Raw genomic sequence first — 22,010 nt, 5'->3', positions numbered from 1 at the left:
ACGGCATGGCCACGGTCGCACAGTGGATCGAGGGTGCCCGACCGCGCACCCTGCCCAACGCCATCGCCCCGGTGCTGGTGGGCAACGGCGCCGCGCTCGCGCTCGGCGCGTTCGACGTGACGAGGGGCGTGCTGACGCTGGTCGTCGCGCTGGCCCTGATCATCGGCGTGAACTTCGCCAACGACTACTCCGACGGCGTGCGGGGCACCGACGACGTGCGGGTCGGCCCGCTGCGGCTGGTCGGGTCCAAGGTCGCCAAGCCCCAGACGGTGCGCCTGGCGGCGTTCGTCTGCTTCGGCGTGGCGGCGGTCGCCGGCCTGGCCGTGACGGTGCTGAGCGGCTCGTACTGGCTGATCGCGGTCGGCGCTCTGTGCATCGCGGCGGCCTGGTTCTACACCGGCGGCAAGCGCCCCTACGGCTACGCCGGCCTCGGCGAGGTCGCGGTGTTCATCTGCTTCGGCCTGATCGCCGTGCTCGGCACGCTGTACGTGCAGGCCGGGCAGTTCAGCGGCTACGGCATCGGCGGGGCGGTGGCCATCGGCTGCTTCTCCAGCGCCGTGCTGGTGGCCAACAACCTGCGGGACATCCCCACCGACACCGAGTCCGGCAAGCGCACGCTGGCCGTGCTGATCGGCGACCGGGACACCCGCAACCTGTACCTGGGCCTGATCCTGGTGCCGTTCCTGGTCAGCATCGTCGGCAGCCTGCGCGACGGCTACCTGCTGCTGGGCTTCCTGGCCCTGCCGCTGCTGCTGACCAGCTCCCGCAAGATGATCAAGGGCGCCGGCGGCAAGGCCCTCATCCCGGTGCTGCGGGACACGGGCCTGGCCATGCTGGTGTGGGCCGTCGCCACCGCGGCTGGCCTCGCCCTGGGCGCCCACTAGGCCTGGGCCAGCACCGCGTCCATCGTCTCCATGATCGACACCGTCTCGTCCAGGGGCATGAGGGGGCTTTCGGTGTCGCCGGCGGCCAGGCGCAGCGCCACCTCGTCGGCCTCGTGGCGCAGGCCGCTGCCCTCGTGCACGGACTCGAACACCGTGGGCTCGCCGTCGCGCGGGGTCAGGGTGACCGTGGCCGGGGCGTAGAAGGGGCCGTCGATCTCGATCCGGCCGTCGGTGCCGATGATGGCCGCCCGGGTGGGGCTCTTGGCCCGCAGGGTGCAGGTCAGCACGGCCTGCGCGCCGCTGCCGTAACCGAGGATCATCGAGGTCTGGCCGTCGACGCCGGTGAAGGCCGGGTCGACGATGGACACGATCTTGCTGGGCGCGCCGAGCACCATGGACGCGAAGGACACCACGTACACGCCCAGGTCCAGCAGCGCGCCGCCGCCCAGCGCGGGCGCGAACAGCCGGTGCTCGGCGTCCTCGGCGAACCACTGCCCGTGATCGGCGGTGACGGTGACGACGTCACCGATGCCGCCGATCAGCTCGCGGACGTGCCGAATACCGGGCAGGAACCGGGTCCACATCGCCTCCATGAGGAAGACGTTGTTGTCCCGAGCCACTTTCACCAGCTCGCGGGCCTCGCCGGCGTTCATGGTGAACGGCTTCTCCACCAGGACCGGCTTGCCCGCGCGCAGGGCCAGCAGCGCGTTGGGGTGGTGCAGCGGGTGCGGCGTGGCGACGTAGACGGCGTCGACGTCGGGATCGGCGGCCAGGTCCTCGTAGCTGGCGTGCCGGCGCTCGATGCCGATCGCGTCGGCGAACCGGTCGGCCGAGGCCTGGCTGCGTGAGCCGACGGCCACGACCGTGCCGGAGTCGGTCAGCTTCAGGTCGGTCGCGAACGCCCCCGCGATCCCGCCCGTGCCCATGATTCCCCACCGCACCGGATTGCTCACCGCGCGTGCCCTCGTCTCAGGTTCGGTTCCCGCTGACGAGTCGACCGTAGTCGAGACCGGCATACCAGTCGCCACGGCCGGATGGCGTCAGGTCGAGCAGCTGCCACACCGGGGCGTACAGGTCGATGCCGCGCTCCTGGATGTCCTCCCCCATGCGCGGCCGGGTCGTGTAGTGGTGCCGGATCTCGCCCTCGCCGTCACGGGCGAACACGGAGAGGGTGGAGTCCTGGTTGCCGGCCTCGTCCTCGCTGCGCAGATCGCGCTTGAACGTGTTGTCACCGCAGGAAAGCAGCCGCAGCTGGTCCCAGCCGCGCTCACGTCCGAAGCGCCGGAGCTCGTCCGGCTCGGCCGCGGCGACGACCGCGAAGTCGGCGTTGCGGGCGATGTGGTGGGCGACGCCGTTGAAGCCGTCGAGCCACATCGTGCACATCGGACAGGGCGTGGTCTGCTTCTTGCCGTACATCAGGTGATAGACGATCAACGGCCGGTCGGTGACGAGGTCGCCCAGCGTCACGGCGCCGTTGTCGAAGGCGTAGTTGGGCATCACTGGGCCGGGCGGGAGGTCGCGGCGCTGCTGGGCGACGCGTTCCCGTTGTCGCATCAGGTCTATCTCGGCGAGCCGCAGTTCCTCGCGGGCCTTGAGGTACTCGGCGGACTCGGGCAGGTTCGTGTACTCCATCAGGCCGCCCTTCCGGTGTAGGCGATGAGCTTCTCGAGGGTGCCCGCATCGGGGCCGACGGGAACCTCGGCGGCGAACTGGTCGCCGTCGCGCATCTGCGGCGCGATCAGGGTGCCGGCCAGTTCCCGGACGTAGGCGCTGAGCTTGTCGTCGGCGGCGATGGCCACGCCGGTCGCGGTGGCGAAATCCCAGGCGTGCACGAGAAGTTCGACCGACAGGATGGATGCCCCCAGCTCGGCCGGGATCTCGCCGACGCGGCTGGTGACCATGCCGTCGAGGCCCCGAGCCCGCCACGCCTCGGTCGCGCGCAGGCCGGCGTCGGCGACCCGCTCCTCGGGCGTGCCGGCGGTGGTGGCCTCGAACGGCCGCCCGGCCATGCCCCCGAGGGCGACAAGCGAACCGAGCAGGTGCTCAAGGAGGTCGTCCACGGTGAACTTCGCACACGGCGTCTGGTCGGTGCCGTGGTCGGCGCCGATGGCCCGCAGCACACGGAGGCAGACCGCCAGCGACGCCTCGGCCGCGTCGAGCCTGTTCTCCTCGCTCATCGCCGAGAACTCGTCGGGGCCGGCGTCGCCGGTCGTGGTCACGGCCTTGAGACGCTGGAGGAAGTGCTCCCAGCCCTCGGTGTGGCCCTTGGCCTGCGCGTCGGACAGCAGGCCCTCGTGCACGAGCCGAACCGTTGCGCCGTCGGCATTCGGCTCGACCGTGAGCTCCACAGTGGACGAACCGGGCGGCACCTCCTCGTTGTTCTCCCAGCCCCAGGTGGAGACCAGCCGGCCCGGCTCGATCGCCGTGAAGGCGCCCAGCGCGGTGTGGCCCGGGGCGATCAGCCAGCGGAACTCGCCGCCGACCCGCAGCTCCGTGCTGCCGGCGATGATCTGCCACCGGCGCAGCCGGGCCGGCTCGGTCAGCCAGGCGTAGGTCTCCTCGGCGCTCGTCGGCACCTGCACGCTCACGTCCACGGTCATCTCGGGCTCCTTCGTCGGGACCTATTTTAGCCGTGGCTAAAGTTAGCCCCGACGGGCACTGTCCGCAAGCTTTAGTCGGCGCTAAACTGCCGACGTGGACGCGCTGCACGCGGTGGCCGAACCCCGCCGGAGGGAGATCCTGCGCCTGGTGTGGGACGCCGAGCGCTCGGCCGGCGACGTCGCCGCCCACTTCGACGTGACGTTCGGGGCCGTGTCGCAGCACCTCGCCGTGCTGCGCAAGGCCGGGCTGGTCAGCGTGCGAAAGGACGGCAACCGGCGGCTCTACCGCGCCGACCGCGCCGCGCTCGGGCCGCTGGCCGCGTGGCTGGAGTCGATGTGGACCGCCGAGTTGGACACCCTCGCCGCGTTGGCCGAACAGGTCGAGCGGGACAACGCCGAACAGGAGGGACGGTCGGCATGACCGAGCCGTCGACGCAGGCCCCGGAACTGGTCGTGGAGCGGCGCATCAACGCCCTGCCGCCGACCGTGTTCTCGTTCTTCACCGACGCCGACCGCTGGCTGCTGTGGCAGGGCGAGGAGGCCGAGATCGATCCGCGGCCCGGCGGCGTGTTCCGGATGAACGTGCGCGAGGGCAACGTGGCCTCCGGCCGCTTCGTCGCCGTCGAGCCCTACCACCGCATCGCCTTCACGTGGGGCTGGGAGACGCCCGGCAACCCCGTGCCGCCCGGTTCGTCCACTGTGGACATCACCCTGCGGCCGGACGGCGCCGCCACCGTGCTCACCCTCACCCACCGCGGCCTGCCGCTGGAGCTGTTCCAGTCCCACGGCATCGGCTGGAACCACTACCTGGACCGTCTGGTCGTGCGGGCCGAAGGCGGCGACCCCGGCCCCGACGAAGGCGCGGAGGAGTAGCTCAGGCCCTACAGCGCGAGATGCAGCCGAAGGGCCTCGTCCACCTGCTTCAGCGTCTCGACAGGAAGCTCCCCGATCCGGCCGTGCAGTCGATCCGTCGACACCGCGCGCACCTGTTCGGCCTGCGCCTTGGAGCCAGCCGAGAGTCCGCTGTCCCCGGCGGTCAGCAGGACGTGGAACGGCAGAATTCTGGCGGTGTTCGAGGTCACCGGCACGATGGTCACAATGCCACGCCCAGCCCTGTCGGCAGCGCGATTCGCCGCGTCGTTGCTCACGATCACGGCCGGCCTGACCTTGTTGGCCTCAGAACCACGCGCAGGTTCAAGATCGGCCCAGTAGACGTCACCCCTGCGCATCGACGACCCCGTCTCCGACGGCGATCTCCCAGACTTCGGCTTCGCCGTCGGATTCCCACTCCTGCCATGCGACCAGGTAGGCGTCCTCCAAGCTGGCACTGCGCAGTAGCGCAATCGCGTCGTGGATGGCAGCCGATCGCGAGGAACTTCCGGTGTGCTTCACATACTCGTCAACGAAGCCGACGTCTTCCTCCGGCAAGCTCACACTGAGTTTCATACCAGCAATACTACCAGCGGTAGGAACCTTGGTGGCAATATCGAGTTCAGGCCACCCAGTCTCCGGTGGCGAAGAACTTCTCCAGGGTCTGGGTGTGGGGGCGCAGGTCGAGGCCCTGGGCGGCGACCCAGGCGTCGTCGTAGTAGGTGTTCTCGTAGCGCTCGCCGCCGTCGCAGAGCAGGGAGACGACGCTGCCGGCGCGGTCGTGGCGGCGCATGCCGGCGATGATCTGGAAGGCGCCCCACAGGTTGGTGCCGGTGGAGCCGCCGACCTTGCGGCCGAGCAGGTCGCGCACGTAGCGGATGGTGGCGATGGAGGCGGCGTCCGGGACCTTGATCATGTGGTCGATGACGTCGCCGACGAAGGAGGGCTCGACGCGGGGACGGCCGATGCCCTCGATGCGCGAGCCCTTGCAGCCGGTCAGCGCGGGCGAGGCGGACTGCCAGGCGTCGTAGAACACCGAGATCTCGGGATCGACGACGGCGAGGCGGGTGCTCAGCCGGCGGTAGCGCACGTAGCGGCCGATGGTGGCGCTGGTGCCGCCGGTGCCGGCGCCGACGACCACCCAGGCCGGCTCGGGGTGCTGCTCGGAGGCCATCTGGTCGAAGATCGACTCGGCGATGTTGTTGTTGCCCCGCCAGTCCGTGGCCCGCTCCGCATGGGTGAACTGGTCCATGTAGTGGCCGCTGAGCTCGCCGGCCAGCCGCCGGGACTCGTCGTAGATGGCGCCGGGCTCGTCCACGAAGTGGCAGGTGCCGCCCTGGCGCTCGATGAGGGTGATCTTCTCCCGGCTGGTGGACCGGGGCATGACGGCGATGAACGGCAGGCCCAGCAGGCGGGCGAAGTAGGCCTCGGAGACGGCGGTCGAGCCGGACGACGCCTCGATCACCGGTGTGCCCTTGGTCACCCAACCGTTGCAGATGGCGTACAGGAACAGCGATCGGGCCAGGCGGTGCTTGAGAGAACCGGTCGGATGAGTTGACTCGTCCTTGAGATAGAGGTCCACGCCCCACTCCCGCGGCAGCGGGAAGGCCAGCAGGTGCGTGTCGGCGCTGCGGTTGGCGTCGGCCTCGATGATGCGGACGGCCTCACGGACCCAACATCGGGTGGCGTCGACGCTCATTCGGACGCCTCCCCGCGCAGCTCGGCGCGCATCTTCAGGCGCTCGGCCCGGCGCTCGGTGAGCGCGGCGGCGATGCGGGCGTTCAGCGGCCGCAGCAGCACCATGGACAGCGGCCAGGCCAGCACGAGCCCGACCGCGAGGGCGATGAGCAGCGGCACATGGGCGAGCGTGAGCAGGAACGCGATCACCACGAGCAGCCCGATCCGGGCCCCCGTGTACAGCGCGATGTCACGGCCGAAAGTGCTGGTCTCCACGGCTGCCCAGGTTACTCGGCCCAGGCGCCGAGCTCCTCGGGGCTGTTGGGCCGTCCCTCGAAACGGGTGGACAGCACCACCGTGGTGTTGGTCCGGGCCACGCCGTCGATCTTGCGCAACCGGCGCAGCGCCCGCTCCAGGTCGTCGACGGTCGCCACCCGGACCTTGACCACGAAGGCCTCGTCGCCGGCCACCGCGTAGCAGGACTCGACCTCGGGCAGCCGGGCCAGCGCGGCTGCCACCTCGTCGTCGTCGCCGGTGTCGGACACGTGGATGCCGACCAGCGAGGTCACGTCCAGGCCGACCAGCCGCGGGTCGACGACCGCGTGGTAGCCGGTGATCACGCCGGAGGACTCCAGCTTGCCGACCCGCTCGTGCACGGCGGAGGCGGACAGGCCGACCTGGCGGCCGAGGTCGGCGTAGGTCGCCCGCCCGTTGGCCCGCAGGGCGGCGATGATCTGACGATCCAGGGCGTCCATCCGGAAATCTTAGGACTGTGTTTGTCGGCGCCGCCTTCGGCGTCGCGGCTCGGCCGCTCGTGACCGGCGCCTTCCCTGACCGACGGTCCAGGCACCGGCGCGGCCTCGCGGTCTCTGGACTTCACAAGGCCTAGACCGGTGACGGCGTAGAACAGGTGATCATTGGTGCACGGCCCGCCGCGCCCCTGTCGGGAGCGCTTGTGCAAACGTATGCACCGCTGCCCGCTTTTGTACCTTTTGGGCCTTACTACCTCTTTACCTCCACCCAAGCGTTCGAGTACCCGCAGGGTGAGATGCCACGATGCGACCGGAACGCCCGAACCAAGCGACTGGGAGGTCGAGAGTGACCGCGACCGTGCCGCACCCCCGCCAGCACGCCGGAGAGCGCCTGCTCACCCCCGGCGAGGTGGCCACCCTGTTCCGTGTCGACCCCAAGACCGTCACCCGCTGGGCGACGGCGGGCCGGATCGGCTCCATCCGCACCCCCGGCGGCCACCGGCGGTTCCGCGAGTCCGAGGTGAAGACCCTGCTCGCCGAGCTGACCACCGAGGCGACGGAGCCGGTGCGTAACGCCTGAGCGGCACACCCCGAACCCACTGTTCACGAGATAGTCTCGGAGCAGTTGACCGGAGGTGCCGCATGGTCTACCTGCTCGCGGTGATCGGCGCGATAACCGTGGCCTATCTGCTCTGGCGCGCATTCGGCTCCGACCGGGTGCACGTCGGCAGCAAGGCCAAGCGCGGTGTCGGGCCGGATGACGACCCCGAGTTCCTGCGCAAGCTGGCCGAGCAGGCCAAGCGTCACCCCGAGGACGGCAACCCGCCAGGCTGACGGCCCAGGTGCTCGGCCGCCACCAGCAGGAGCACCACCGCGGTCAACACGGCGAGCTGGGCGACGGCCGATCCGGTCGCCCCCACCACCGTGCTGGCCGCGGCAAGGACCGCGGCGACGCAGCGGGTCCAGTTCGATCCGAGGTGCAGCACCAGCCGCAGCAGCACGTCGCCGACCAGGTAGAGCGCGACGCCCCCGCCGAGGGCCAGCGCGGCCGGCGCCGGGAGCGCGTCCCACGGGTGTGCGACCGCCTTCTTCACGCCGGCGGCGAGCACGATGATGCCGCCGAGCAGCAACAGGAAGCAGTGCCCGTAGCCGAGCAGCGACATGAGGACGCGCTTGTGGTTGGCGGCGCCGGACAGCACCGCCTCGGCCCGCTCCTCGTTGTCGCCGGCGAAGTAGCACCACCACAGCCCGGCCAGCATCACCATGGTCAGCGCGGCCGCCACGATCAGGCCCGGCGTCACCTCGATGTCGGCCGCCCCGATGCCGACGGCCACCACCGACTCGCCGAAGGCGATGATCAGCACCAGCCCGTGTCGCTCCACGAAGTGCGACGGGCGCACCTCGATGTCGTCGGGCAGCCGCACCAGCGCGCCGATCCACAGCAGCACGGCCACCAGAGCCCAGCAGGCCCACCGCCACGGCCCGTCCGGCACCGCGGCGGCCACGAACAGCAGCAGCGGCACGGTCAGGTTCCACGGCAGCACACGGAGGATGCCGCGCCGGTTGCCGGGATGCGTGGTCGTCAGGAACACGCCGCTGTGCACCAGCACGATCACCAGGTACGCCCCGGCGAATACCCAGCGGTCCGCCTCGAACGCGCTCGGCACGGAGATGGCCAGCACCAGGTAGGCGACCATGGCCAGCACCAGCAGCCCACGCGTGGTGGCCTTGCGCGGCGGCACGGCGTTGGTCAGCCAGGCGTAACCGCCGTACATCCACCAGATCACGCCCAGCTGCAACGCCATCTGCGCCAGCCCGACCGGGTCGAGATGGTGCGATAGGACCGAGGTCAGCTGGGTGATCGTGAAGACGAACACCAAATCGAAGAACAGCTCAAGGCTGCTGACCTTCAGTCTGTCCTCGGCCGCGTCGGCCATGCTCGGCTCAGCGCGTGGGGAAGTCGTCGGCGACCGTGGCCGCCAACTCCAGCAGCGCCAGCCGCGTGTCCGGGCTGAGCCGCTCCAGCTCGATCTCCGCGCCCTCCTCCAGGTGCGGGTCGAACGGGATGCGCACGACCGCGCGGCAGCGGCTGGCGAAGTGCTGGGACAGCTTGTCCAGGTCCACCTTGCCGGCCCGCGGCCGCACCGAGTTGATCACGGCCACGGAGCGCCGGATCAGGTCCCGGTAGCCGTGCGCCTCCAGCCAGTCGATGGTCGCCGACGCGCTGTTGGCGCCGTCCACCGAGCCGGAGGAGACGATCACCAGCGAGTCGGCCAGGTCGAGCACGCCGGCCATGGCCGAGTGCATCAGACCGGTGCCGCAGTCGGTGAGCACGATGTTGTAGAAGTGCTCCAGCAGGTCGACCACGCGCCGGTAGTCGTCCTCGCTGAACGCCTCCGAGACGGCCGGATCCTGTTCGCTGGCAAGGACTTCCAGCCGGCTCGGGCCCTGCGAGGTGTAGGCCCGCACGTCGCTGTAGCGGGTGATCCGCTTGGCGTCGCGCAGCAGGTGCCGCACGGTGGCGGTGGTCTCCAGCGGGATCTTCTGGCTGAGCGTGCCCCGGTCCGGGTTGGCGTCCACCGCGATCACGCGGTCGCCGCGCAGCGAGGAGAAGGTGGAGCCGAGCGTGGTCGTGGTGGTGGTCTTGCCGACGCCGCCCTTCAGGCTCAGCATCGCGATCTTGTAGCAGCCGCGCTGGGGCTGGTTGATGCGGGCGATCAGCTCGCGGCGGCGCACGTCGGCCGGGCTCTCGCCCAGGTTGACCAGCCCGCCGGAGAGCTGGTGCAGGCTGCGGCGCCAGCCGGACTGCGGCGGCCGCTTGTTCTGCTTGATCAGCTCCTGCGGGGACAGCGCCTGCTGGCCGGGCTGCTGCCCGTACTGGGGCGGCTGGCCGTACTGCGGCTGCTGATAACCACCCGGCTGGGCGTAGGGCTGCTGCTGGTAGGCCGGCTGCTGCTGCGGTTGCGGCGCGGGCGGCTGCGGCTGCTGGGCCGGGTCCACCGGGTACGGGCCGGACTGGCCGCCGCCGACCGGATAGGGGCCGGACTGGCCGCCACCCACGGGATACGGGCCGGACTGACCGCCGCTGACCTGGTACGACCCGGAGGACGACGGGTCTACGGGGTGCGGACCGGACTGGACGGCCTGATCCTGGCCGGGCGACTTCCAGCCCTCGGACTCATCAAAACGACCGGTCACCGCTGGGGTCCTCCCTGCGCTAGCGGATCGAGACCTCCCCGTCCGTTGACGACGGTAGTAGGCGCGTTCCGCCGGGTCGACACGGGGTCACGCGACCCCGGCGTAGGAGTGCAGGCCCGATGTCACCAGGTTGATGAAGAACAGGTTGAACACCATCGACGCGAAGCCGAGGATGTTGATCACCGCCGCGCGGTTGCCGCGCCAGCCGGCGGTGGCCCGGGCGTGCAGGTAGACCGCGTAGATCACCCAGGCGATGAACGCGCAGGTCTCCTTGGGGTCCCAGCCCCAGAACCGGCCCCACGCCGACTCGGCCCAGATCGCGCCGCAGATGATCGCGAAGGTGAACAGCGGGAAGCCGACCACGGTGACCCGGTAGGCCAGCCGGTCGAGCACCTCGGCCTTGGGCAGCCGGGCGGCGAAGCCGGCGAACCGGCCGTTGCGCTCGTACGCGGCACGGAACAGGTACAGCAGGCTGGCCACGCCGGGCAGCAGCAGCAGGCCGCTGGAGATGGACACCGCGGTGACGTGGATGGCCAGCCAGTACGACTGCAGCGCCGGCTGCACGGGGGCGGCCGGGGTGTAGAGCGCGGTGCCGCCGAGGAACAGCAGCACGACGATCGGCAACAGCACCCACACGCTCAGGCGGCGGATGTCGAAGCGCTTGGCCAGCACCAGCCAGCCGATCACGGCGAACAGGCAGACAGCCGAGCCGTACTCGTACATGTTGCCCCACGGCACGCGGTCCGTGGCCACACCGCGCAGGATCACCGCGGCGGCGTGCAGCAGGACACCGAGCACGTTGAGGGAGAAACCCATGCGGCCGAAGCGGTCGGCCCGGGGCGAGCGCGTGACGACGACCGACTCGGCCGGGGCGTCGACGGCCTCGGCGCTGCCGCCGCCGACCGCGGTCAGCTCGCGCGCGGCCTGCCGCCTGGTCTTGGTCATGGCCTGTTCGACCAGGTAGAACACCATGGCCAGGACGTAGACGACGACCGCGGAGACGTAGCTCCAGTCGCTGTAGCGGGCCAGCGTCTCGTTGACCGGCATCAGGTGTCCCTCTTCTTCCCCGTCAGGAGTTCGGCGGAAAGCCTGGTGAATTCCTCGCCGTACCCGGCCTGGTCCGTGCGGGCCAGGCCGCCGACCTCGACAACCGTACCTTCACCCGAAGGTGTCACCCGCAGCCACAGCCGGCGGCGCTTGATGGCCAGCGAGCCCATCAGGCCGACCAGCATGAGCACCGCGAACACCAGCACGAAGTCCTGGCTGGGGTCGTGCGAGACCTGGAGGCCGACGAACTCCAGCGCCTTGTCGAACTTGATCTTCGTGCCGTCCGGGAGCGCGATCTCCTGGCCCAGCTTGAGGTTCTTCATCGCCTTCTGCACCAGCCGGCCCTGCTCCACCATGGACTGGTCGATGGTGAACAGGTTGTGCGCGTAGCCCGAGTTGTTGCCCAGGTCGCCCTCGTAGACCTGGACCGCGACGGCCGGGTCGTTGGCCCCCGGGTAGATCGACGACATCAGCGTGCCGTCGAAGACCGCGGTCGGCGCGAACAGGCCCGTGATGGCGATCTGGTGCTTGCGCAGCTCGGTCTCGTCGGTGGTGTTCGGCGGGTCGAACGTGGTGGTGCCGCTGGAGAGCATGGTGTTCAGGTCGCTGGGGTTCCACTGGATGGCCTTGGTGCGGGTCTGGCCGTCCGGGAAGGTGACCGTGAACTGCGGGGCGTAGCCGTGGCCGAGCAGGTAGACGCGGTCGCCCGCGGTGCGCAGCGGGTGGTTGGACCGCAGGTCGTAGGGCTCCCACCGGTCCGAGTTCAGGTCGGCGCCGGTCTGGTACTGCACGCCGGTGTCGAAGCTGTTGGCCTGCCCGTCCGGCAGGTAGGTGGCCTTGAAGTCGTTCACCTTGATGCAGAACGGGTCCAGCTCGGTGCCGTCGACCTTGAGGCCGGGCGTGAAGCTGTCGTACGCGAACAGGCCGGAGTTGCAGAATTGCGAGCCGTTGGCGATCACCGCGACCTGGCCGGCGTAGCCGAACAGCTTGCCGAAGGCGAAGGCGACGATCAGGCCCAGCAGCGCGAAGTGGAACAGGAGGTTGCCGGTCTCGCGCAGGTAGCCGCGTTCGGCGCTGATCGTGCGGGCGCCGTCGTCCTCCTCGCGCACGACCATGCGCCAGCCCCGCAAGCGCTTGCGGGAGGCCTCGACCACGTCGTCCACCGCGACGTCCACAGTGGACGTGCCGTGGTGCGGCAGCCGGGCCAGGTTGCGCGGGGTGATCACCGGCTGCTGGCGGGCCTGCTTGGCGTACTCGAACATGCGCGGCGTCAGGCAGCCCACGAGCGAGATGAACAGCAGCACGTAGATCGCGGAGAACCAGACGCTGGCGTAGACGTCGTAGAACTGGAGCGTGTCCAGCAGCCGGCCCCACCAGCCGTGCTCCGTGATGTAGTCGCTGACCTTGCCCGCGTTCAGCTGCCGCTGCGGCAGCAGCGCCCCCGGCAGCGCGCCAAGGGCCAGCAGCGCCAGCAGGATCAGCGCCGTGCGCATCGCCGTCAGGCCGCGCCAGGTGTTGCGGAGGTAGGCGAGAGCGTTCGTCACAGCGGCACCGACGCATTCGTCGCGAAGTTGTCCTGAATGATCGCGAGCAGCTGGCCCCACAGGCCGGAGACCAGCAGCACGCCCACGACGATGAGCAGGCCGCCGCCGGCCAACTGGACGCCCCGCACGTGCCGGCGCAGCCAGCCGGTGACCCGCACCGCCCAGCGGGCGCCCATGGCGATCAGCACGAACGGCACGCCCAGGCCGATGCAGAAGATCAGGATGAGGAAGATGCCGCGCAGCGCGATCGGGCCCACCGGCGTGCCGGCGGTCAGCGACAGCACCCCGCCCAGCGTCGGTCCGACGCACGGAGTCCAGCCCAGCCCGAACACCGCGCCCAGCACCGGCGCGCCCAGCAGGCCCACGCGCGGCTTGCGGTGCAGGCGCAGATCCCGCTGCAACATCGGCACCAGGCCCACGAACACCAGGCCCATCAGGATCGTCACCACGCCGCCGATGCGCTGCAGCCACTCCGCGTTCAGCAGCAACAGATCCGTCAGCCCGAACAGCGTGACGGAGCCGATGGTGAACACCACGGTGAAGCCCAGCACGAACAGCCCCGAGGCCCCGACCACACGCCAGCGGCCCGCCTTGGCCGGCTCGTCGGCGCTCACCGCCGGGGCGTCCGCGCCGACCAGGCCGGCCAGGTACGCCAGGTAGCCGGGCACCAGCGGCAGGCAGCAGGGGGAGGCGAACGACACCGCGCCGGCGAGCAAGGCAACCGCCGCGGCCAGCAACAGCGGCCCCGACGTGGCTAGCTCGGCCAGCGCGTTCACTCGACCGAGAGTAGGTAGTGGCCCAGGTCACCGAGCAACCGGGGCAGGTCACCGCCCGTTTTCGGCGCGATGTGCTACCCGGTTTGCCGGCCGCGACCTCGGGGCATCTGATCTTTGTGAAGGCCCTGCTCGCGGTGCTGGCGCTGGCGGTGTTGCTGACCGGCCCGCCGGAGTTCGCCGGCGACGCCGGACTGGCCGAGCACTGGCTGACCGGCCGAGAGGTGGACGTGACGATGCGGTCCGCGGCCGTGGGCGGCGAGGTGACCACGCGACTGCTGCTGCCGCCGGACTGGTCCCGGGAGGCCACCCGCACCTGGCCGGTGCTGTATCTGCTGCACGGTTCCGGCGACGATCACGCGGCCTGGACCGACCACACGGATGTGGCCACGCTGAACATCGGGGCGATCGTCGTGATGCCGGACGGCGGCCACTGCGGCAACTACTCGGACTGGTGGAACCAGGGCCGCGGCGGGGCGCCGGCCTGGGAGACGTTCCATCTGACGGAGCTGCGACGGATCCTGGAGACCCGCTACCACGCCGGCGACCGGCGCGCGGTGGCCGGCAACTCGATGGGCGGTATGGGCGCGATGCATTACGCCGCAGCACATCCGGACCTGTTCCAAGCGGCGGCGGCGTACAGCGGGGCCGTGGATCCGCTGTCCTACCCGGACGCCACCGAGTCGATGTGGCTGCTGTGCCCCGGCTCCGACTGGCACAACCTGTGGGGTGATCCGGCGCGGCCGAACGAGGTCGGGATGTGGCGTGAGCACTCGGTTCGAGACGTGTCGGGCCTGCGGGGCAAGGCCCTGTTCCTGTCGTGCGGCGACGGCGACGAGATCGAGCACGTGGTCCGCGGGGAGTCGCAGGCGCTGGTGGATCGGCTGCACGCGGCGGCCGTCCCGGTCACGACGGAGTTCTACGCCGGCGGCCGGCACGCTTGGCCCGATTGGCAGCGGGAGCTGCACCGATCGCTGCCGATGCTGCTGGCGGCCATCGGCGCCGGGAGAATGGGCCGGTGACCGTCCAACTGCTGTCCGCCGCCCGCGCCGCCGAGCTGAAAGCGGCCCCGTTCACCTACGCCGAGGTCGGCGCGACCGCCGGCGCGCTGCCGGCCGGTTACCGCACGATCAGCCGTCGCGTGCGGCTGTCCGCCGGCTTCGACGAGGCCGGGGACCGGCTGCTGGGCTGGCGGCCGCAGGTCGCCACCGGGCTGCGGGTGCAGGCGTCGTCGGCCCGGGTGGAGCCGGATGCCGTGGTGGTGCTGCGGTTGGGCCCGATCCAGGTGCCGTGCCGCGTGGTGCACGTGATCGACGAGCCGACCCGGCAGGGCTTCGCCTACGGGACGCTGCCGGGGCATCCGGTCAGCGGCGAGGAGGCGTTCGTGGTGGAGCGGGCCGACGACGGAGCGGTGTCGTTCGTGGTGACGGCGTTCTCCCGCCCGGCGACGCTCCTGGCCAAGCTGGGCGGACCGGTCGGTCGGCTGGCGCAGAACCTGCTGACCGACCGGTACCTGGCCTCGCTCAGCCGGTGATGCTGGGGCGGCCGTTCTCGATGTGGCCGCTGTAGCGGCGCAGGAAGACCGGGTCGGCGTCGATGGTCACGCTCAGGTCGTACCAGCCCTCGACCGGCGCGAAGGTGTGCTCGACGGTCTGGCCGGCGGCAACGGAGAAGCTCTGCCTGCCGCTGCCGTAGTAGTTGGTCGTGACGGTGAACTTCACGGCCGCGGCGCTGGGGTTGGTCAGGGCCAGCTTGAGCTTGAAGTCGGAGGTGTAGCCGGCCACGGCGTCGATGGCGCCGGCCTTGTTCACGTCAGCGGCGAACTGCCAGCGGAAGCGGTTCGGGCCGTGCACGGCGACGTTGTACTTGTAGCCGTAGCTCCAGATCTTCCACGTGTCGCTGACCTGCTGGCCGGCCGGCACGTCGTACTGCCACGGGCCGTCGGTCCTGCCGTCGGCGCGGAACGCCCACAGCTGGAGGTCGCCGGCGCCGTAGTTGGCGAAGGTGGTGGTCAGCGTGCCCTTGTCGGCCGAGAGCGACGTGGTGGCGGCCGGCTGGTAGGGCAGCGGCCGGGCCGGGCGCGTGCCCTGGTCCTGCAGCGGCGTGACCTGCTTGCCGATGGCCGGCGGGGCCGGCTTGGGCAGCTTGGTCTCGGTGTCGTCGGCGATCTTGCGCAGCGCGGCGGTGTCCGGCAGCAGGGGGATCGCCGCGTTTTTCGTGGCGAAGTCGAAGCAGCTGGTCAGGTCGCCGCAGATGGCCCGGCGCCAGTCGGTGATGTTCGGCTCGCGCACGCCGGTCCACTGCTCCAGGAAGCGGATCACCGAGGTGTGGTCGGCGACCTCGGAGTTGATCCAGCCGCCACGGCTCCACGGCGAGATCACCGTCATCGGCACGCGGGCGCCGAGGCCGATGGACTTGCCGCTAATGAACTCGCCGGCCGTGCCGGCCGGGGCCATCGGCGGCGGCACGTGGTCGAAGAAGCCGTCGTTCTCGTCGTAGTCGATCAGGACGACGGTGTTGTCCCAGAGCTTCTTGTTGGCCCACAAGGCGTTCAGCACGGCCTGGGTGTAGGCGGCGCCGTCCACCGGGCGCGCCTCGGGGTGCTCGCAGTAGCCGTACGGGGCGACGATCCAGGACACCTTGGGCAGCGTGCCGGCCGCGCAGTCGGCGATGAAGTCCGACAGCACGTGGTTGACGTCCTTGCCCTTGCCGGAATCCGGCTCCCACGTCTGGAACACGCTGGCCCGCCGGGACAGCTCGCTGTTGTAGTCGGCGTGGTACTGCTCGAACAACCACAGCGGGTTGTCGCCGTAGTCGCCGACGAACGGGTGCGCCCCGTCGTCGCCGACCTCCTTGTTGGCGTACACCTTCCACGACACGCCCGCGTCCTGCAGCCGCTCGGGGTAGGTGGTCCAGCGCAGCACGCCCTTGTAGTCGGCCGGGTTGTAGTTGACCGGGCCGCCGTACTTGCCGTCGGCGTCGATGGTGCCGCTGAACAGGTACAGCCGGTTGGGCGTGGTCGGGCCCTGCACCGAGCAGTGGTAGGCGTCGCACAGGGTGAAGGAGTCGGCCAGCGCGCGGTGGAAGGGGATGTCCTGCTCGGTGAAGTAGCCCATGGTCATCTCGCCCTTGGCGGTGATCCACGAGTTGTTGGCGCCACCGTTCATGGCCAGGTGCTGGTCGTCCCAGCCGTGGCCGAGGTCGCCGAGGTCCTGCCCGTCCACCTTTTTGGTGTCCACATGGAACGGAAGCAGCGCGTTGCCGTCGCTGCGCACGAGGTCGTACTGGTGGTAGATGTCCTTGCCGTTGGGCTGGATCACCGCGCTGCGGTCGGCGAAGCCGCGGGTGCCGCGCATCGTGCCGTAGTAGTGGTCGAAGGAGCGGTTCTCCTGCATCAGGACGACCACGTGCTGCACATCGCTGATGCGGCCGCGGCGGCGGGGCTCGGCCAGCGCCTCGGCCATGCCGGGCGGCAGCGCGCCGAGCGCACCGGCCGCCGCGACCGTTCCGGCGGCGGCGCCGAGGAACCGACGCCTGGTGAGGTGGGAGTTCGAGTCGGCCATGGATATGCTCCATCCGTGGTGGGGCGGGACCGAACGCGAGGTTAATTGCTCGAAAGCGTTCGGAACACCCGTCATACGAACGGAAACGTGCGGTGAACTGGGCCCTACTTCTCGGCGATGAGTTGCTTCACCTTGGACAGCAGTTCGTCGCGCTCAACCGGCAAAAGCGACACCCAGGCCACCCGGTGCTGGCGGTCCAGCACCAGCGTCGACGGCGTCGTGGTGCGGGGGTAGCCCTGCAGCACCAGCAGCGACCGCCCCGGCGGGTCGAAAATCGACGGATAGTCCAGTTTGGCGTTGTGGTAGAAGTCCAGCGCCGCCGCCTTGTCGTCGCGCACGTCCACGCCCAGCACCTGCACGCCCTGGTCCTTGGTCTCGTCGTAGACCTGCTGGAGCTGCGGCGCCTCCTTGCGGCACGGCCCGCACCAGGCGCCCCAGATGTTGATCACGACGATCTTGCCGGTGTACTCGCTCAGCTTCACCTGCTGGCCGTCCTGGAGCAGGCTGTCGCCGGACAGCTCCTTGAGCGGCTGGCGCTGCTGGCCGGTGTAGTCGATGTGGGTCTGTCCGCCGGGCGCGGTGAACTGGAACGTGCCCTGGCCCTGGATGACGGCGTCCTTGCCGGTGGTGCAGGCGGCCAGCGCGGCCATCGCGGCGACGGCGACGGCAACGCGCTTGAACCGAGCGACTCCCTTGTCGCTCATGCGCCCGTGACCCTCGGGTCGGTGCTGCCGGCCGGCTCCGAGTAGCTGACCCGCACCAACATCTCGTCCTCGAACGTGAGCGTGGTGAGCGAAGCCAGCGAGCACTGCCGCTTCCGCGGGTCGTGCCACATGTGCTTGCCCTCCAGGAACAAGCGCGTGGTCCAGACCGGGAGCTGGTGCGACACGCAGACGGCCTCGTGGCCGGCGGCGGCGGCGCGGGCGCGGTGCACGGCGCCCAGCATGCGGTGGGCGATCTTCAGGTACGGCTCGCCCCAGGACGGCTCGAACGGGTTCCGCAGCTTGGCCCAGTGCTTCGGCGAGCGCAGCGCGCCGTCGCCGACGGAGACCTTCAGGCCCTCGAACTGGTTGTCCGCCTCGATCAGCCGGTCGTCGGTGACCAGCTCCAGGCGGTGCGAGTCGACGATCGGGCCGGCGGTCTGCTGGGCCCGCTCCAGCGGCGAGGCGACCACGTGCACGATGTCGCGGTCGGCCAGGTGCTCGGCGACCCGGATGGCCTGCTTCTCACCCTGCGCGGACAGCCGGAAGCCAGGCAGCCGGCCGTACAGGATGCCGGTCGGGTTGTGCACCTCACCGTGGCGCATGAGATGAACGAGGGTGCGAGTCACAGTCCCACCTCGCTAGCGCTCGGCGGGTCTGCGACCCAGGTCCCTGTGCTGAATGGCGCCCTCGCAAGCTCGGTCACTGACCGTCCTCCTTGGCCGCTGCGGCGGCCGCCGCGGCGTGCGGCAGCGCCTGCTCGATGACCTCGAACGCGGCGTCGTCCATGGCGGCGTTGACAAACCACGCCTCGAAGGCGCTCGGTGGCGGGTAGACGCCCCGGTCGAGCAGTGCGTGGAAGAACGGCGGGAAGCGCCAGGTCTGCGCCGCCTGCGCGCCGGCGTAGTCGCGAACCGGCTCCTCGCTGAAGAAGACGCTGACCAGGTTGCCGGCGTACTGCACCTGGTGGGCCACGCCCTCGGCGGTCAGCGCGTCGTCGAACAGCTCGCCCAGCAGCCGGGCGTTGCGGTCCAGCCTGCGGTAGACCTCGTCGTCGGCCAGCCGCAGCTGGGTCAGGCCGGCGGCCACCGCCACCGGGTTCCCGGACAGCGTGCCGGCCTGGTAGACCGGGCCGCTCGGGGCCAGCTTGCCCATCACGTCGGCGCGGCCGCCGAAGGCCGCCGCCGGCAGGCCGCCGGACATCACCTTGCCGAACGTGTAGAGGTCGCCCGGCACGTGCTCCAGGCCGTACCAACCGGCCTTGGAGACACGGAAGCCGGTCATCACCTCGTCCATGATCAGCAGCGCGCCTCCTGTGTGGCAGGCCTCGCGCAGGGCAGCGTTGAAGCCGGGATCCGGCGCCACCGCGCCCATGTTGCCCGCGGCCGCCTCCGTGATGATCGCCGCGATCTCGCCCTCGTTCGCCTCGAACGCCGCCTTGACGGCCTCGATGTCGTTGTAGGGCAGCACGATCGTGTCGGCCGCCTGCGCGCCCGTGACGCCGGGCGTCGTCGGCAGGCCCAGCGTCGCCACGCCGGAGCCGGCCTGGGCCAGCAGCGCGTCGACGTGGCCGTGGTAGCAGCCGGCGAACTTGACGATCTTGCGCCGGCCGGTGAAGCCCCGGGCCAGCCGGATCGCGCTCATCGTCGCCTCGGTGCCGGAGTTGACCAGGCGCACCTGCTCCACCGGCGCGACGCGGGCGATCAGCTCCTCGGCCAGCAGCACCTCGCCCTCGGTCGGCGTGCCGAAGGACAGGCCGGCCGACGCCGCCCGCTGCACCGCCGCCACGACCTCGGGGTGGGCGTGGCCCAGGATCATCGGGCCCCACGAGCTGACCAGGTCGACGTACCGGTTCCCGTCGGCGTCCCACAGGTGCGGGCCCTCGCCGCGAACCATGAATCGGGGCGTGCCGCCGACCGAGTGGAAGGCCCGCACCGGCGAGTTGACCCCGCCCGGCGTCGCCTTGGCCGCCCGGTCGAACAGCGCACGGGAGGTGTCCACGCTGGCTGCTTGCTCGATCGTCACGACCTCCAGTCTTACAGGTGACGCCACGTGGCCGCCGTCACGCCATCACATGACGCGCCACGGTGACGCCGTCACAGCGTCGCCGCATCAGGTGAAGGCGAGCCCGCCGATCTGCTCGACACCGCATTTCGGTGTGCCGCAGAGCGTGACTCGCGGGGGTCAGGGTTGCTGGGGTAGGAGGACGCGGAAGGTGGCGCCGTCGCCGGGGGCGGTGTCCAGCTCGACGCGGCCGCCGTGGGCGGCGACCAGGGCGGCGACGATGGCCAGGCCCAGGCCGGTGCCGCCGTTCTCGCGGCTGCGGACGGCGTCGGCCCGGTAGAAGCGCTCGAAGATCCGTTCGGTCTGCTCGGCGGTGAGGCCGGGGCCCTGGTCGGAGACCTCGACGACGGCCATGGGCCGGCCGGCCTCGTCGCGGCGGGACAGGCGGACGTCGACGGGGGTGGCGGCGGGGGTGTGGGTGATGGCGTTGTTGACCAGGTTGCTGAGCACCTGGCGGAGCCGGGCCTCGTCGCCGAGCACGGTGAGGGCGCTGCCCTCCTCCTCGTCGGGATCGATGGCCACGTCGAGGTGCAGCCCGATCTTCCGGTCGGGGTCGAGCACCCGGGCGTCGTGCACTGCGTCCACGGCGATCACGGTCAGGTCGACCACCCGCTGCTCCAGCGGGCGCTGCTGGTCGAGCCGGGCCAGCAGTAAGAGGTCCTCGACCAGCAGCCCCATCCGGGCGGCCTGGTCCTCGATGCGGCCGAGCACCTCGGCGACCTCGGCGGTGGAGGTGACCGCGCCCTGCCGGTACAGCTCGGCGTAGCCCCGGATGGAGGTGAGCGGGGTCCGCAGCTCGTGCGAGGCGTCGGCGACGAACTGCCGCATCCGGTTCTCCGAGCGGCGGGCGGCCTCCTCGGACTGCTGCCGGGCGGTGAAGGCCTCCTCGATGCGCCCCAGCATCACGTTGAGGGAGTTGGCCAGCCGCCCGACCTCGCTGCCCGGCCGCCGCACCGGAACGCGGCGGGAGAGCTCGCCGGTCGCGATGACGTCGGCGGTCTGCTCGACCTCCTCCAACGGCCGCATGCTGCCGCGCACCAAGGCATAGCCGAGCCCGGCGACCAACACCAGGGCCCCGAGGCAGATCATCAGCGACCGGATCCGCATGTCGGTCACGGCGGTGTCCAGGTCGCGCTGGTCCGTGGCGACCACGATCTCGATGTCGCCCTGCCGCGAGGCCTGCACCCGCCAGCGCGGGCCGCCGTCGTTCTGCGACAGCAGCGTCACGGCCGAGCCCTCGGCCAGCTGACCCATCGGCGGCAGCGCCGGCCGGGAGCTGCCGTCGTCCGAGGGCGTGGTCAGCTCGCGGGAGTCGGTGGGTGTGCGCAGCACGACCAGGCTGCGGCCGGGCAGCCGGAAGCCGGGCCGGAACCCGGGGGGCCGCGGCCGCTCGATGCCGTCCTGGGCCTGCCGCTGGGTGGACACCAGCATGGTGTGCAGCCGGTTGTCCATCTGGCCGTAGAGGTAGTTCTCCAGGACCTTGGACGTGATGAACCAGGCCCCGAACAGCGCCACCGCGACCAGCAGCACCAGACCGGACACCAGGTGCACCCGCAGCGGCATGCGGCCGAAGTAGTCGCGGAACCACTTCACGACGCGAGTCATGTCGTGGACTGCCGCAGCACGTAGCCGACGCCGCGGACGGTGTGGATCAGGCGCGGCTCCACGTCGTCCACCTTGCGGCGCAGGTAGGAGATGTACGACTCGACCACGCCGGCCTCGCCGTTGAAGTCGTAGTGCCACACCTGGTCCAGGATCTGCGCCTTGGACAGCACCCGGCCGGCGTTGCGCAGCAGGAAGTGCAGCAGCTTGAACTCGGTCGGCGACAGCTGCACGAGGCGCCCGGCCCGGCGCACCTCGTGGCTGTCCACCTCCAGCTCCAGATCGGCGTAGCGCAGCCGGTTGTCCGGCGGCTCCGGCTGCGCCTTGGTCCGCCGCAGCACCGCGTTGACCCGGGCGATGACCTCCTCCAGGCTGAACGGCTTGGTGACGTAGTCGTCGCCGCCGATGGTCAGCCCGGTGATCTTGTCCTCGGCCCCGTCCCGCGCGGTCAGGAACAGCACCGGCACGCCCAGCCCGCCCGAGCGCAGCCGCCGCACGACCTCGAAGCCGTCCCGGTCGGGCAGCATCACGTCGAGCAGGATCAGGTCCGGCCGCTCCCGCTCGACGCTGCGCAGCGCGTCGGTGCCGGTGGACGCGGTGTCCACGTCGAATCCGGCGAACCGAAGGCTGGCGGCGAGCAGCTCCCTGATGCTCGGCTCGTCCTCGACGACGAGCAGCCGGCTGCGCTTGCTTGGCTCGGGCATAGGCACATACTGCTCCACCCCGGAACCGAGC

General features: G+C 70.7%; 26 protein-coding genes. 7 read left to right on the top strand and 19 right to left on the bottom strand.

Annotated features, from left to right (window positions below):
• Positions 1 to 5 precede the first annotated feature (5 nt).
• Entirely contained in the window at positions 6 to 884 is an 879-nt protein-coding gene (locus AB0M73_RS13015; RefSeq protein WP_363890516.1) for a 1,4-dihydroxy-2-naphthoate polyprenyltransferase, read from the top strand.
• On the opposite strand, the gene AB0M73_RS13010 is transcribed toward AB0M73_RS13015, so the two are convergent.
• Genes AB0M73_RS13010 through AB0M73_RS13000 form a run of 3 tightly spaced genes read right to left on the bottom strand, consistent with a single transcriptional unit; the run spans position 881 to position 3,484 of the window.
• Positions 881 to 1,825 (bottom strand): Gfo/Idh/MocA family oxidoreductase, encoded by a 945-nt coding sequence (locus AB0M73_RS13010; RefSeq protein WP_363890679.1) that lies wholly within the window; start codon positions 1,823 to 1,825, stop codon positions 881 to 883. The two genes, AB0M73_RS13015 and AB0M73_RS13010, sit on opposite strands and share 4 nt — an antisense overlap.
• Positions 1,826 to 1,853: 28 nt before the next feature.
• Positions 1,854 to 2,516, bottom strand: coding sequence for a DUF899 family protein (locus AB0M73_RS13005; protein WP_363890513.1), 663 nt, complete (start codon positions 2,514 to 2,516; stop codon positions 1,854 to 1,856).
• Positions 2,516 to 3,484, bottom strand: a complete 969-nt coding sequence (locus AB0M73_RS13000; RefSeq protein WP_363890511.1) for a TIGR03086 family metal-binding protein — start codon at positions 3,482 to 3,484, stop codon at positions 2,516 to 2,518. The genes AB0M73_RS13005 and AB0M73_RS13000 overlap by 1 nt, the downstream gene beginning before the upstream one ends.
• Positions 3,485 to 3,578: 94 nt before the next feature.
• Here AB0M73_RS13000 and AB0M73_RS12995 point away from each other — a divergent pair, with 94 nt between their 5' ends.
• On the top strand, positions 3,579 to 3,905 hold the full coding sequence (locus tag AB0M73_RS12995; protein WP_043721366.1) for a metalloregulator ArsR/SmtB family transcription factor: 327 nt from the start codon (positions 3,579 to 3,581) through the stop codon (positions 3,903 to 3,905).
• Positions 3,902 to 4,357, top strand: a complete 456-nt coding sequence (locus AB0M73_RS12990) for an SRPBCC family protein (RefSeq protein WP_363890507.1) — start codon at positions 3,902 to 3,904, stop codon at positions 4,355 to 4,357. Before AB0M73_RS12995 ends, AB0M73_RS12990 begins: the two co-directional genes overlap by 4 nt.
• A gap of 8 nt (positions 4,358 to 4,365) precedes the next feature.
• On the opposite strand, the gene AB0M73_RS12985 is transcribed toward AB0M73_RS12990, so the two are convergent.
• The 5 genes from AB0M73_RS12985 to AB0M73_RS12965 are packed head-to-tail and all read right to left on the bottom strand — an operon-like array spanning position 4,366 to position 6,786.
• Positions 4,366 to 4,713 carry a type II toxin-antitoxin system PemK/MazF family toxin gene (locus tag AB0M73_RS12985; RefSeq protein WP_363890505.1) on the bottom strand — a complete coding sequence of 116 codons (348 nt, stop codon included), beginning with the start codon at positions 4,711 to 4,713 and terminating at the stop codon, positions 4,366 to 4,368.
• Complete coding sequence (locus AB0M73_RS12980) at positions 4,700 to 4,930, bottom strand: ribbon-helix-helix domain-containing protein (protein ID WP_363890502.1); 231 nt, start codon at positions 4,928 to 4,930, stop codon at positions 4,700 to 4,702. The genes AB0M73_RS12985 and AB0M73_RS12980 overlap by 14 nt, the downstream gene beginning before the upstream one ends.
• Before the next feature lie 46 nt (positions 4,931 to 4,976).
• Positions 4,977 to 6,053: a PLP-dependent cysteine synthase family protein gene (locus tag AB0M73_RS12975; protein ID WP_363890501.1), complete on the bottom strand. Its 1,077-nt coding sequence runs from the start codon at positions 6,051 to 6,053 to the stop codon at positions 4,977 to 4,979.
• Positions 6,050 to 6,307: a DUF4229 domain-containing protein gene (locus AB0M73_RS12970; RefSeq protein ID WP_043721359.1), complete on the bottom strand. Its 258-nt coding sequence runs from the start codon at positions 6,305 to 6,307 to the stop codon at positions 6,050 to 6,052. The genes AB0M73_RS12975 and AB0M73_RS12970 overlap by 4 nt, the downstream gene beginning before the upstream one ends.
• 11 nt (positions 6,308 to 6,318) lie before the next feature.
• Complete coding sequence (locus tag AB0M73_RS12965; RefSeq protein WP_043721357.1) at positions 6,319 to 6,786, bottom strand: Lrp/AsnC family transcriptional regulator; 468 nt, start codon at positions 6,784 to 6,786, stop codon at positions 6,319 to 6,321.
• 343 nt (positions 6,787 to 7,129) lie between these two features.
• Between AB0M73_RS12965 and AB0M73_RS12960 the strand changes: the two genes are divergently transcribed.
• Together AB0M73_RS12960 and AB0M73_RS12955 are read left to right on the top strand one after the other, a co-directional pair.
• Positions 7,130 to 7,363: a BldC family transcriptional regulator gene (locus tag AB0M73_RS12960; protein ID WP_043721356.1), complete on the top strand. Its 234-nt coding sequence runs from the start codon at positions 7,130 to 7,132 to the stop codon at positions 7,361 to 7,363.
• A 62-nt stretch (positions 7,364 to 7,425) separates the two neighbouring features.
• A complete protein-coding gene (locus AB0M73_RS12955; RefSeq protein ID WP_363890498.1) occupies positions 7,426 to 7,617 on the top strand; it encodes a hypothetical protein in 192 nt (63 codons plus the stop codon).
• Here AB0M73_RS12955 and AB0M73_RS12950 read toward each other — a convergent pair.
• From AB0M73_RS12950 to AB0M73_RS12930, 5 genes are all read right to left on the bottom strand, one after another.
• On the bottom strand, positions 7,587 to 8,720 hold the full coding sequence (locus tag AB0M73_RS12950; protein ID WP_363890497.1) for a low temperature requirement protein A: 1,134 nt from the start codon (positions 8,718 to 8,720) through the stop codon (positions 7,587 to 7,589). The two genes, AB0M73_RS12955 and AB0M73_RS12950, sit on opposite strands and share 31 nt — an antisense overlap.
• A 7-nt stretch (positions 8,721 to 8,727) precedes the next feature.
• Entirely contained in the window at positions 8,728 to 9,981 is a 1,254-nt protein-coding gene (locus tag AB0M73_RS12945) for a MinD/ParA family protein (protein WP_363890495.1), read from the bottom strand.
• Between the two features lie 87 nt (positions 9,982 to 10,068).
• A complete protein-coding gene (gene ccsB, locus AB0M73_RS12940; protein WP_363890494.1) occupies positions 10,069 to 11,028 on the bottom strand; it encodes a c-type cytochrome biogenesis protein CcsB in 960 nt (319 codons plus the stop codon).
• Positions 11,028 to 12,521 (bottom strand): cytochrome c biogenesis protein ResB, encoded by a 1,494-nt coding sequence (locus AB0M73_RS12935; RefSeq protein WP_052396708.1) that lies wholly within the window; start codon positions 12,519 to 12,521, stop codon positions 11,028 to 11,030. Before AB0M73_RS12935 ends, ccsB begins: the two co-directional genes overlap by 1 nt.
• A gap of 47 nt (positions 12,522 to 12,568) precedes the next feature.
• Complete coding sequence (locus AB0M73_RS12930; protein ID WP_363890492.1) at positions 12,569 to 13,348, bottom strand: cytochrome c biogenesis CcdA family protein; 780 nt, start codon at positions 13,346 to 13,348, stop codon at positions 12,569 to 12,571.
• A gap of 17 nt (positions 13,349 to 13,365) precedes the next feature.
• Between AB0M73_RS12930 and AB0M73_RS12925 the strand changes: the two genes are divergently transcribed.
• Both AB0M73_RS12925 and AB0M73_RS12920 read left to right on the top strand, forming a co-directional pair.
• Positions 13,366 to 14,367: an alpha/beta hydrolase family protein gene (locus tag AB0M73_RS12925; protein WP_363890491.1), complete on the top strand. Its 1,002-nt coding sequence runs from the start codon at positions 13,366 to 13,368 to the stop codon at positions 14,365 to 14,367.
• Positions 14,364 to 14,879, top strand: coding sequence for a DUF1990 domain-containing protein (locus tag AB0M73_RS12920; protein ID WP_363890490.1), 516 nt, complete (start codon positions 14,364 to 14,366; stop codon positions 14,877 to 14,879). The genes AB0M73_RS12925 and AB0M73_RS12920 overlap by 4 nt, the downstream gene beginning before the upstream one ends.
• Here AB0M73_RS12920 and AB0M73_RS12915 read toward each other — a convergent pair.
• The 6 genes from AB0M73_RS12915 to AB0M73_RS12890 all read right to left on the bottom strand — a co-directional run bounded on the left by AB0M73_RS12915 (position 14,869) and on the right by AB0M73_RS12890 (position 21,979).
• Complete coding sequence (locus AB0M73_RS12915) at positions 14,869 to 16,908, bottom strand: phosphocholine-specific phospholipase C (protein ID WP_363890488.1); 2,040 nt, start codon at positions 16,906 to 16,908, stop codon at positions 14,869 to 14,871. The genes AB0M73_RS12920 and AB0M73_RS12915 overlap by 11 nt on opposite strands.
• Positions 16,909 to 17,012: 104 nt before the next feature.
• Positions 17,013 to 17,612 (bottom strand): TlpA disulfide reductase family protein, encoded by a 600-nt coding sequence (locus AB0M73_RS12910; RefSeq protein ID WP_363890486.1) that lies wholly within the window; start codon positions 17,610 to 17,612, stop codon positions 17,013 to 17,015.
• Positions 17,609 to 18,214 carry a histidine phosphatase family protein gene (locus AB0M73_RS12905; RefSeq protein WP_363890675.1) on the bottom strand — a complete coding sequence of 202 codons (606 nt, stop codon included), beginning with the start codon at positions 18,212 to 18,214 and terminating at the stop codon, positions 17,609 to 17,611. Before AB0M73_RS12905 ends, AB0M73_RS12910 begins: the two co-directional genes overlap by 4 nt.
• 97 nt (positions 18,215 to 18,311) lie before the next feature.
• The gene (gene hemL, locus AB0M73_RS12900; RefSeq protein ID WP_363890485.1) at positions 18,312 to 19,634 is read right to left on the bottom strand and encodes a glutamate-1-semialdehyde 2,1-aminomutase; all 1,323 of its coding nucleotides are present in this window, start codon (positions 19,632 to 19,634) and stop codon (positions 18,312 to 18,314) included.
• A 159-nt stretch (positions 19,635 to 19,793) separates the two neighbouring features.
• The gene (locus AB0M73_RS12895; RefSeq protein WP_363890483.1) at positions 19,794 to 21,278 is read right to left on the bottom strand and encodes a HAMP domain-containing sensor histidine kinase; all 1,485 of its coding nucleotides are present in this window, start codon (positions 21,276 to 21,278) and stop codon (positions 19,794 to 19,796) included.
• A complete protein-coding gene (locus AB0M73_RS12890) occupies positions 21,275 to 21,979 on the bottom strand; it encodes a response regulator transcription factor (protein WP_043731054.1) in 705 nt (234 codons plus the stop codon). Before AB0M73_RS12890 ends, AB0M73_RS12895 begins: the two co-directional genes overlap by 4 nt.
• Between the last annotated feature and the right edge of the window lie 31 nt (positions 21,980 to 22,010).

The sequence above is a fragment of the Kutzneria sp. NPDC051319 genome (assembly GCF_040682195.1).
In the GTDB taxonomy this organism is placed as follows: domain Bacteria; phylum Actinomycetota; class Actinomycetes; order Mycobacteriales; family Pseudonocardiaceae; genus Kutzneria.
This window is presented reverse-complemented; position numbering and strand designations above follow the sequence as displayed.

What these genes read in the sequence shown, in the direction of transcription:
- AB0M73_RS13015 (WP_363890516.1), top strand. Translation starts at nt 6, where the DNA reads ATGGCCACGGTCGCACAGTGGATCGAGGGTGCCCGACCGCGCACCCTG.
- AB0M73_RS12980 (WP_363890502.1), bottom strand. Translation starts at nt 4,930, where the DNA reads ATGAAACTCAGTGTGAGCTTGCCGGAGGAAGACGTCGGCTTCGTTGAC.
- AB0M73_RS12975 (WP_363890501.1), bottom strand. Translation starts at nt 6,053, where the DNA reads ATGAGCGTCGACGCCACCCGATGTTGGGTCCGTGAGGCCGTCCGCATC.
- AB0M73_RS12890 (WP_043731054.1), bottom strand. Translation starts at nt 21,979, where the DNA reads ATGCCCGAGCCAAGCAAGCGCAGCCGGCTGCTCGTCGTCGAGGACGAG.
- AB0M73_RS12915 (WP_363890488.1), bottom strand. Translation starts at nt 16,908, where the DNA reads ATGGCCGACTCGAACTCCCACCTCACCAGGCGTCGGTTCCTCGGCGCC.
- AB0M73_RS12895 (WP_363890483.1), bottom strand. Translation starts at nt 21,278, where the DNA reads ATGACTCGCGTCGTGAAGTGGTTCCGCGACTACTTCGGCCGCATGCCG.
- AB0M73_RS12950 (WP_363890497.1), bottom strand. Translation starts at nt 8,720, where the DNA reads ATGGCCGACGCGGCCGAGGACAGACTGAAGGTCAGCAGCCTTGAGCTG.
- AB0M73_RS12990 (WP_363890507.1), top strand. Translation starts at nt 3,902, where the DNA reads ATGACCGAGCCGTCGACGCAGGCCCCGGAACTGGTCGTGGAGCGGCGC.
- AB0M73_RS12955 (WP_363890498.1), top strand. Translation starts at nt 7,426, where the DNA reads ATGGTCTACCTGCTCGCGGTGATCGGCGCGATAACCGTGGCCTATCTG.
- AB0M73_RS12965 (WP_043721357.1), bottom strand. Translation starts at nt 6,786, where the DNA reads ATGGACGCCCTGGATCGTCAGATCATCGCCGCCCTGCGGGCCAACGGG.
- AB0M73_RS12910 (WP_363890486.1), bottom strand. Translation starts at nt 17,612, where the DNA reads ATGAGCGACAAGGGAGTCGCTCGGTTCAAGCGCGTTGCCGTCGCCGTC.
- AB0M73_RS12985 (WP_363890505.1), bottom strand. Translation starts at nt 4,713, where the DNA reads ATGCGCAGGGGTGACGTCTACTGGGCCGATCTTGAACCTGCGCGTGGT.
- AB0M73_RS13000 (WP_363890511.1), bottom strand. Translation starts at nt 3,484, where the DNA reads ATGACCGTGGACGTGAGCGTGCAGGTGCCGACGAGCGCCGAGGAGACC.
- AB0M73_RS12935 (WP_052396708.1), bottom strand. Translation starts at nt 12,521, where the DNA reads ATGCGCACGGCGCTGATCCTGCTGGCGCTGCTGGCCCTTGGCGCGCTG.
- ccsB (WP_363890494.1), bottom strand. Translation starts at nt 11,028, where the DNA reads ATGCCGGTCAACGAGACGCTGGCCCGCTACAGCGACTGGAGCTACGTC.
- AB0M73_RS13005 (WP_363890513.1), bottom strand. Translation starts at nt 2,516, where the DNA reads ATGGAGTACACGAACCTGCCCGAGTCCGCCGAGTACCTCAAGGCCCGC.
- AB0M73_RS12905 (WP_363890675.1), bottom strand. Translation starts at nt 18,214, where the DNA reads ATGCGCCACGGTGAGGTGCACAACCCGACCGGCATCCTGTACGGCCGG.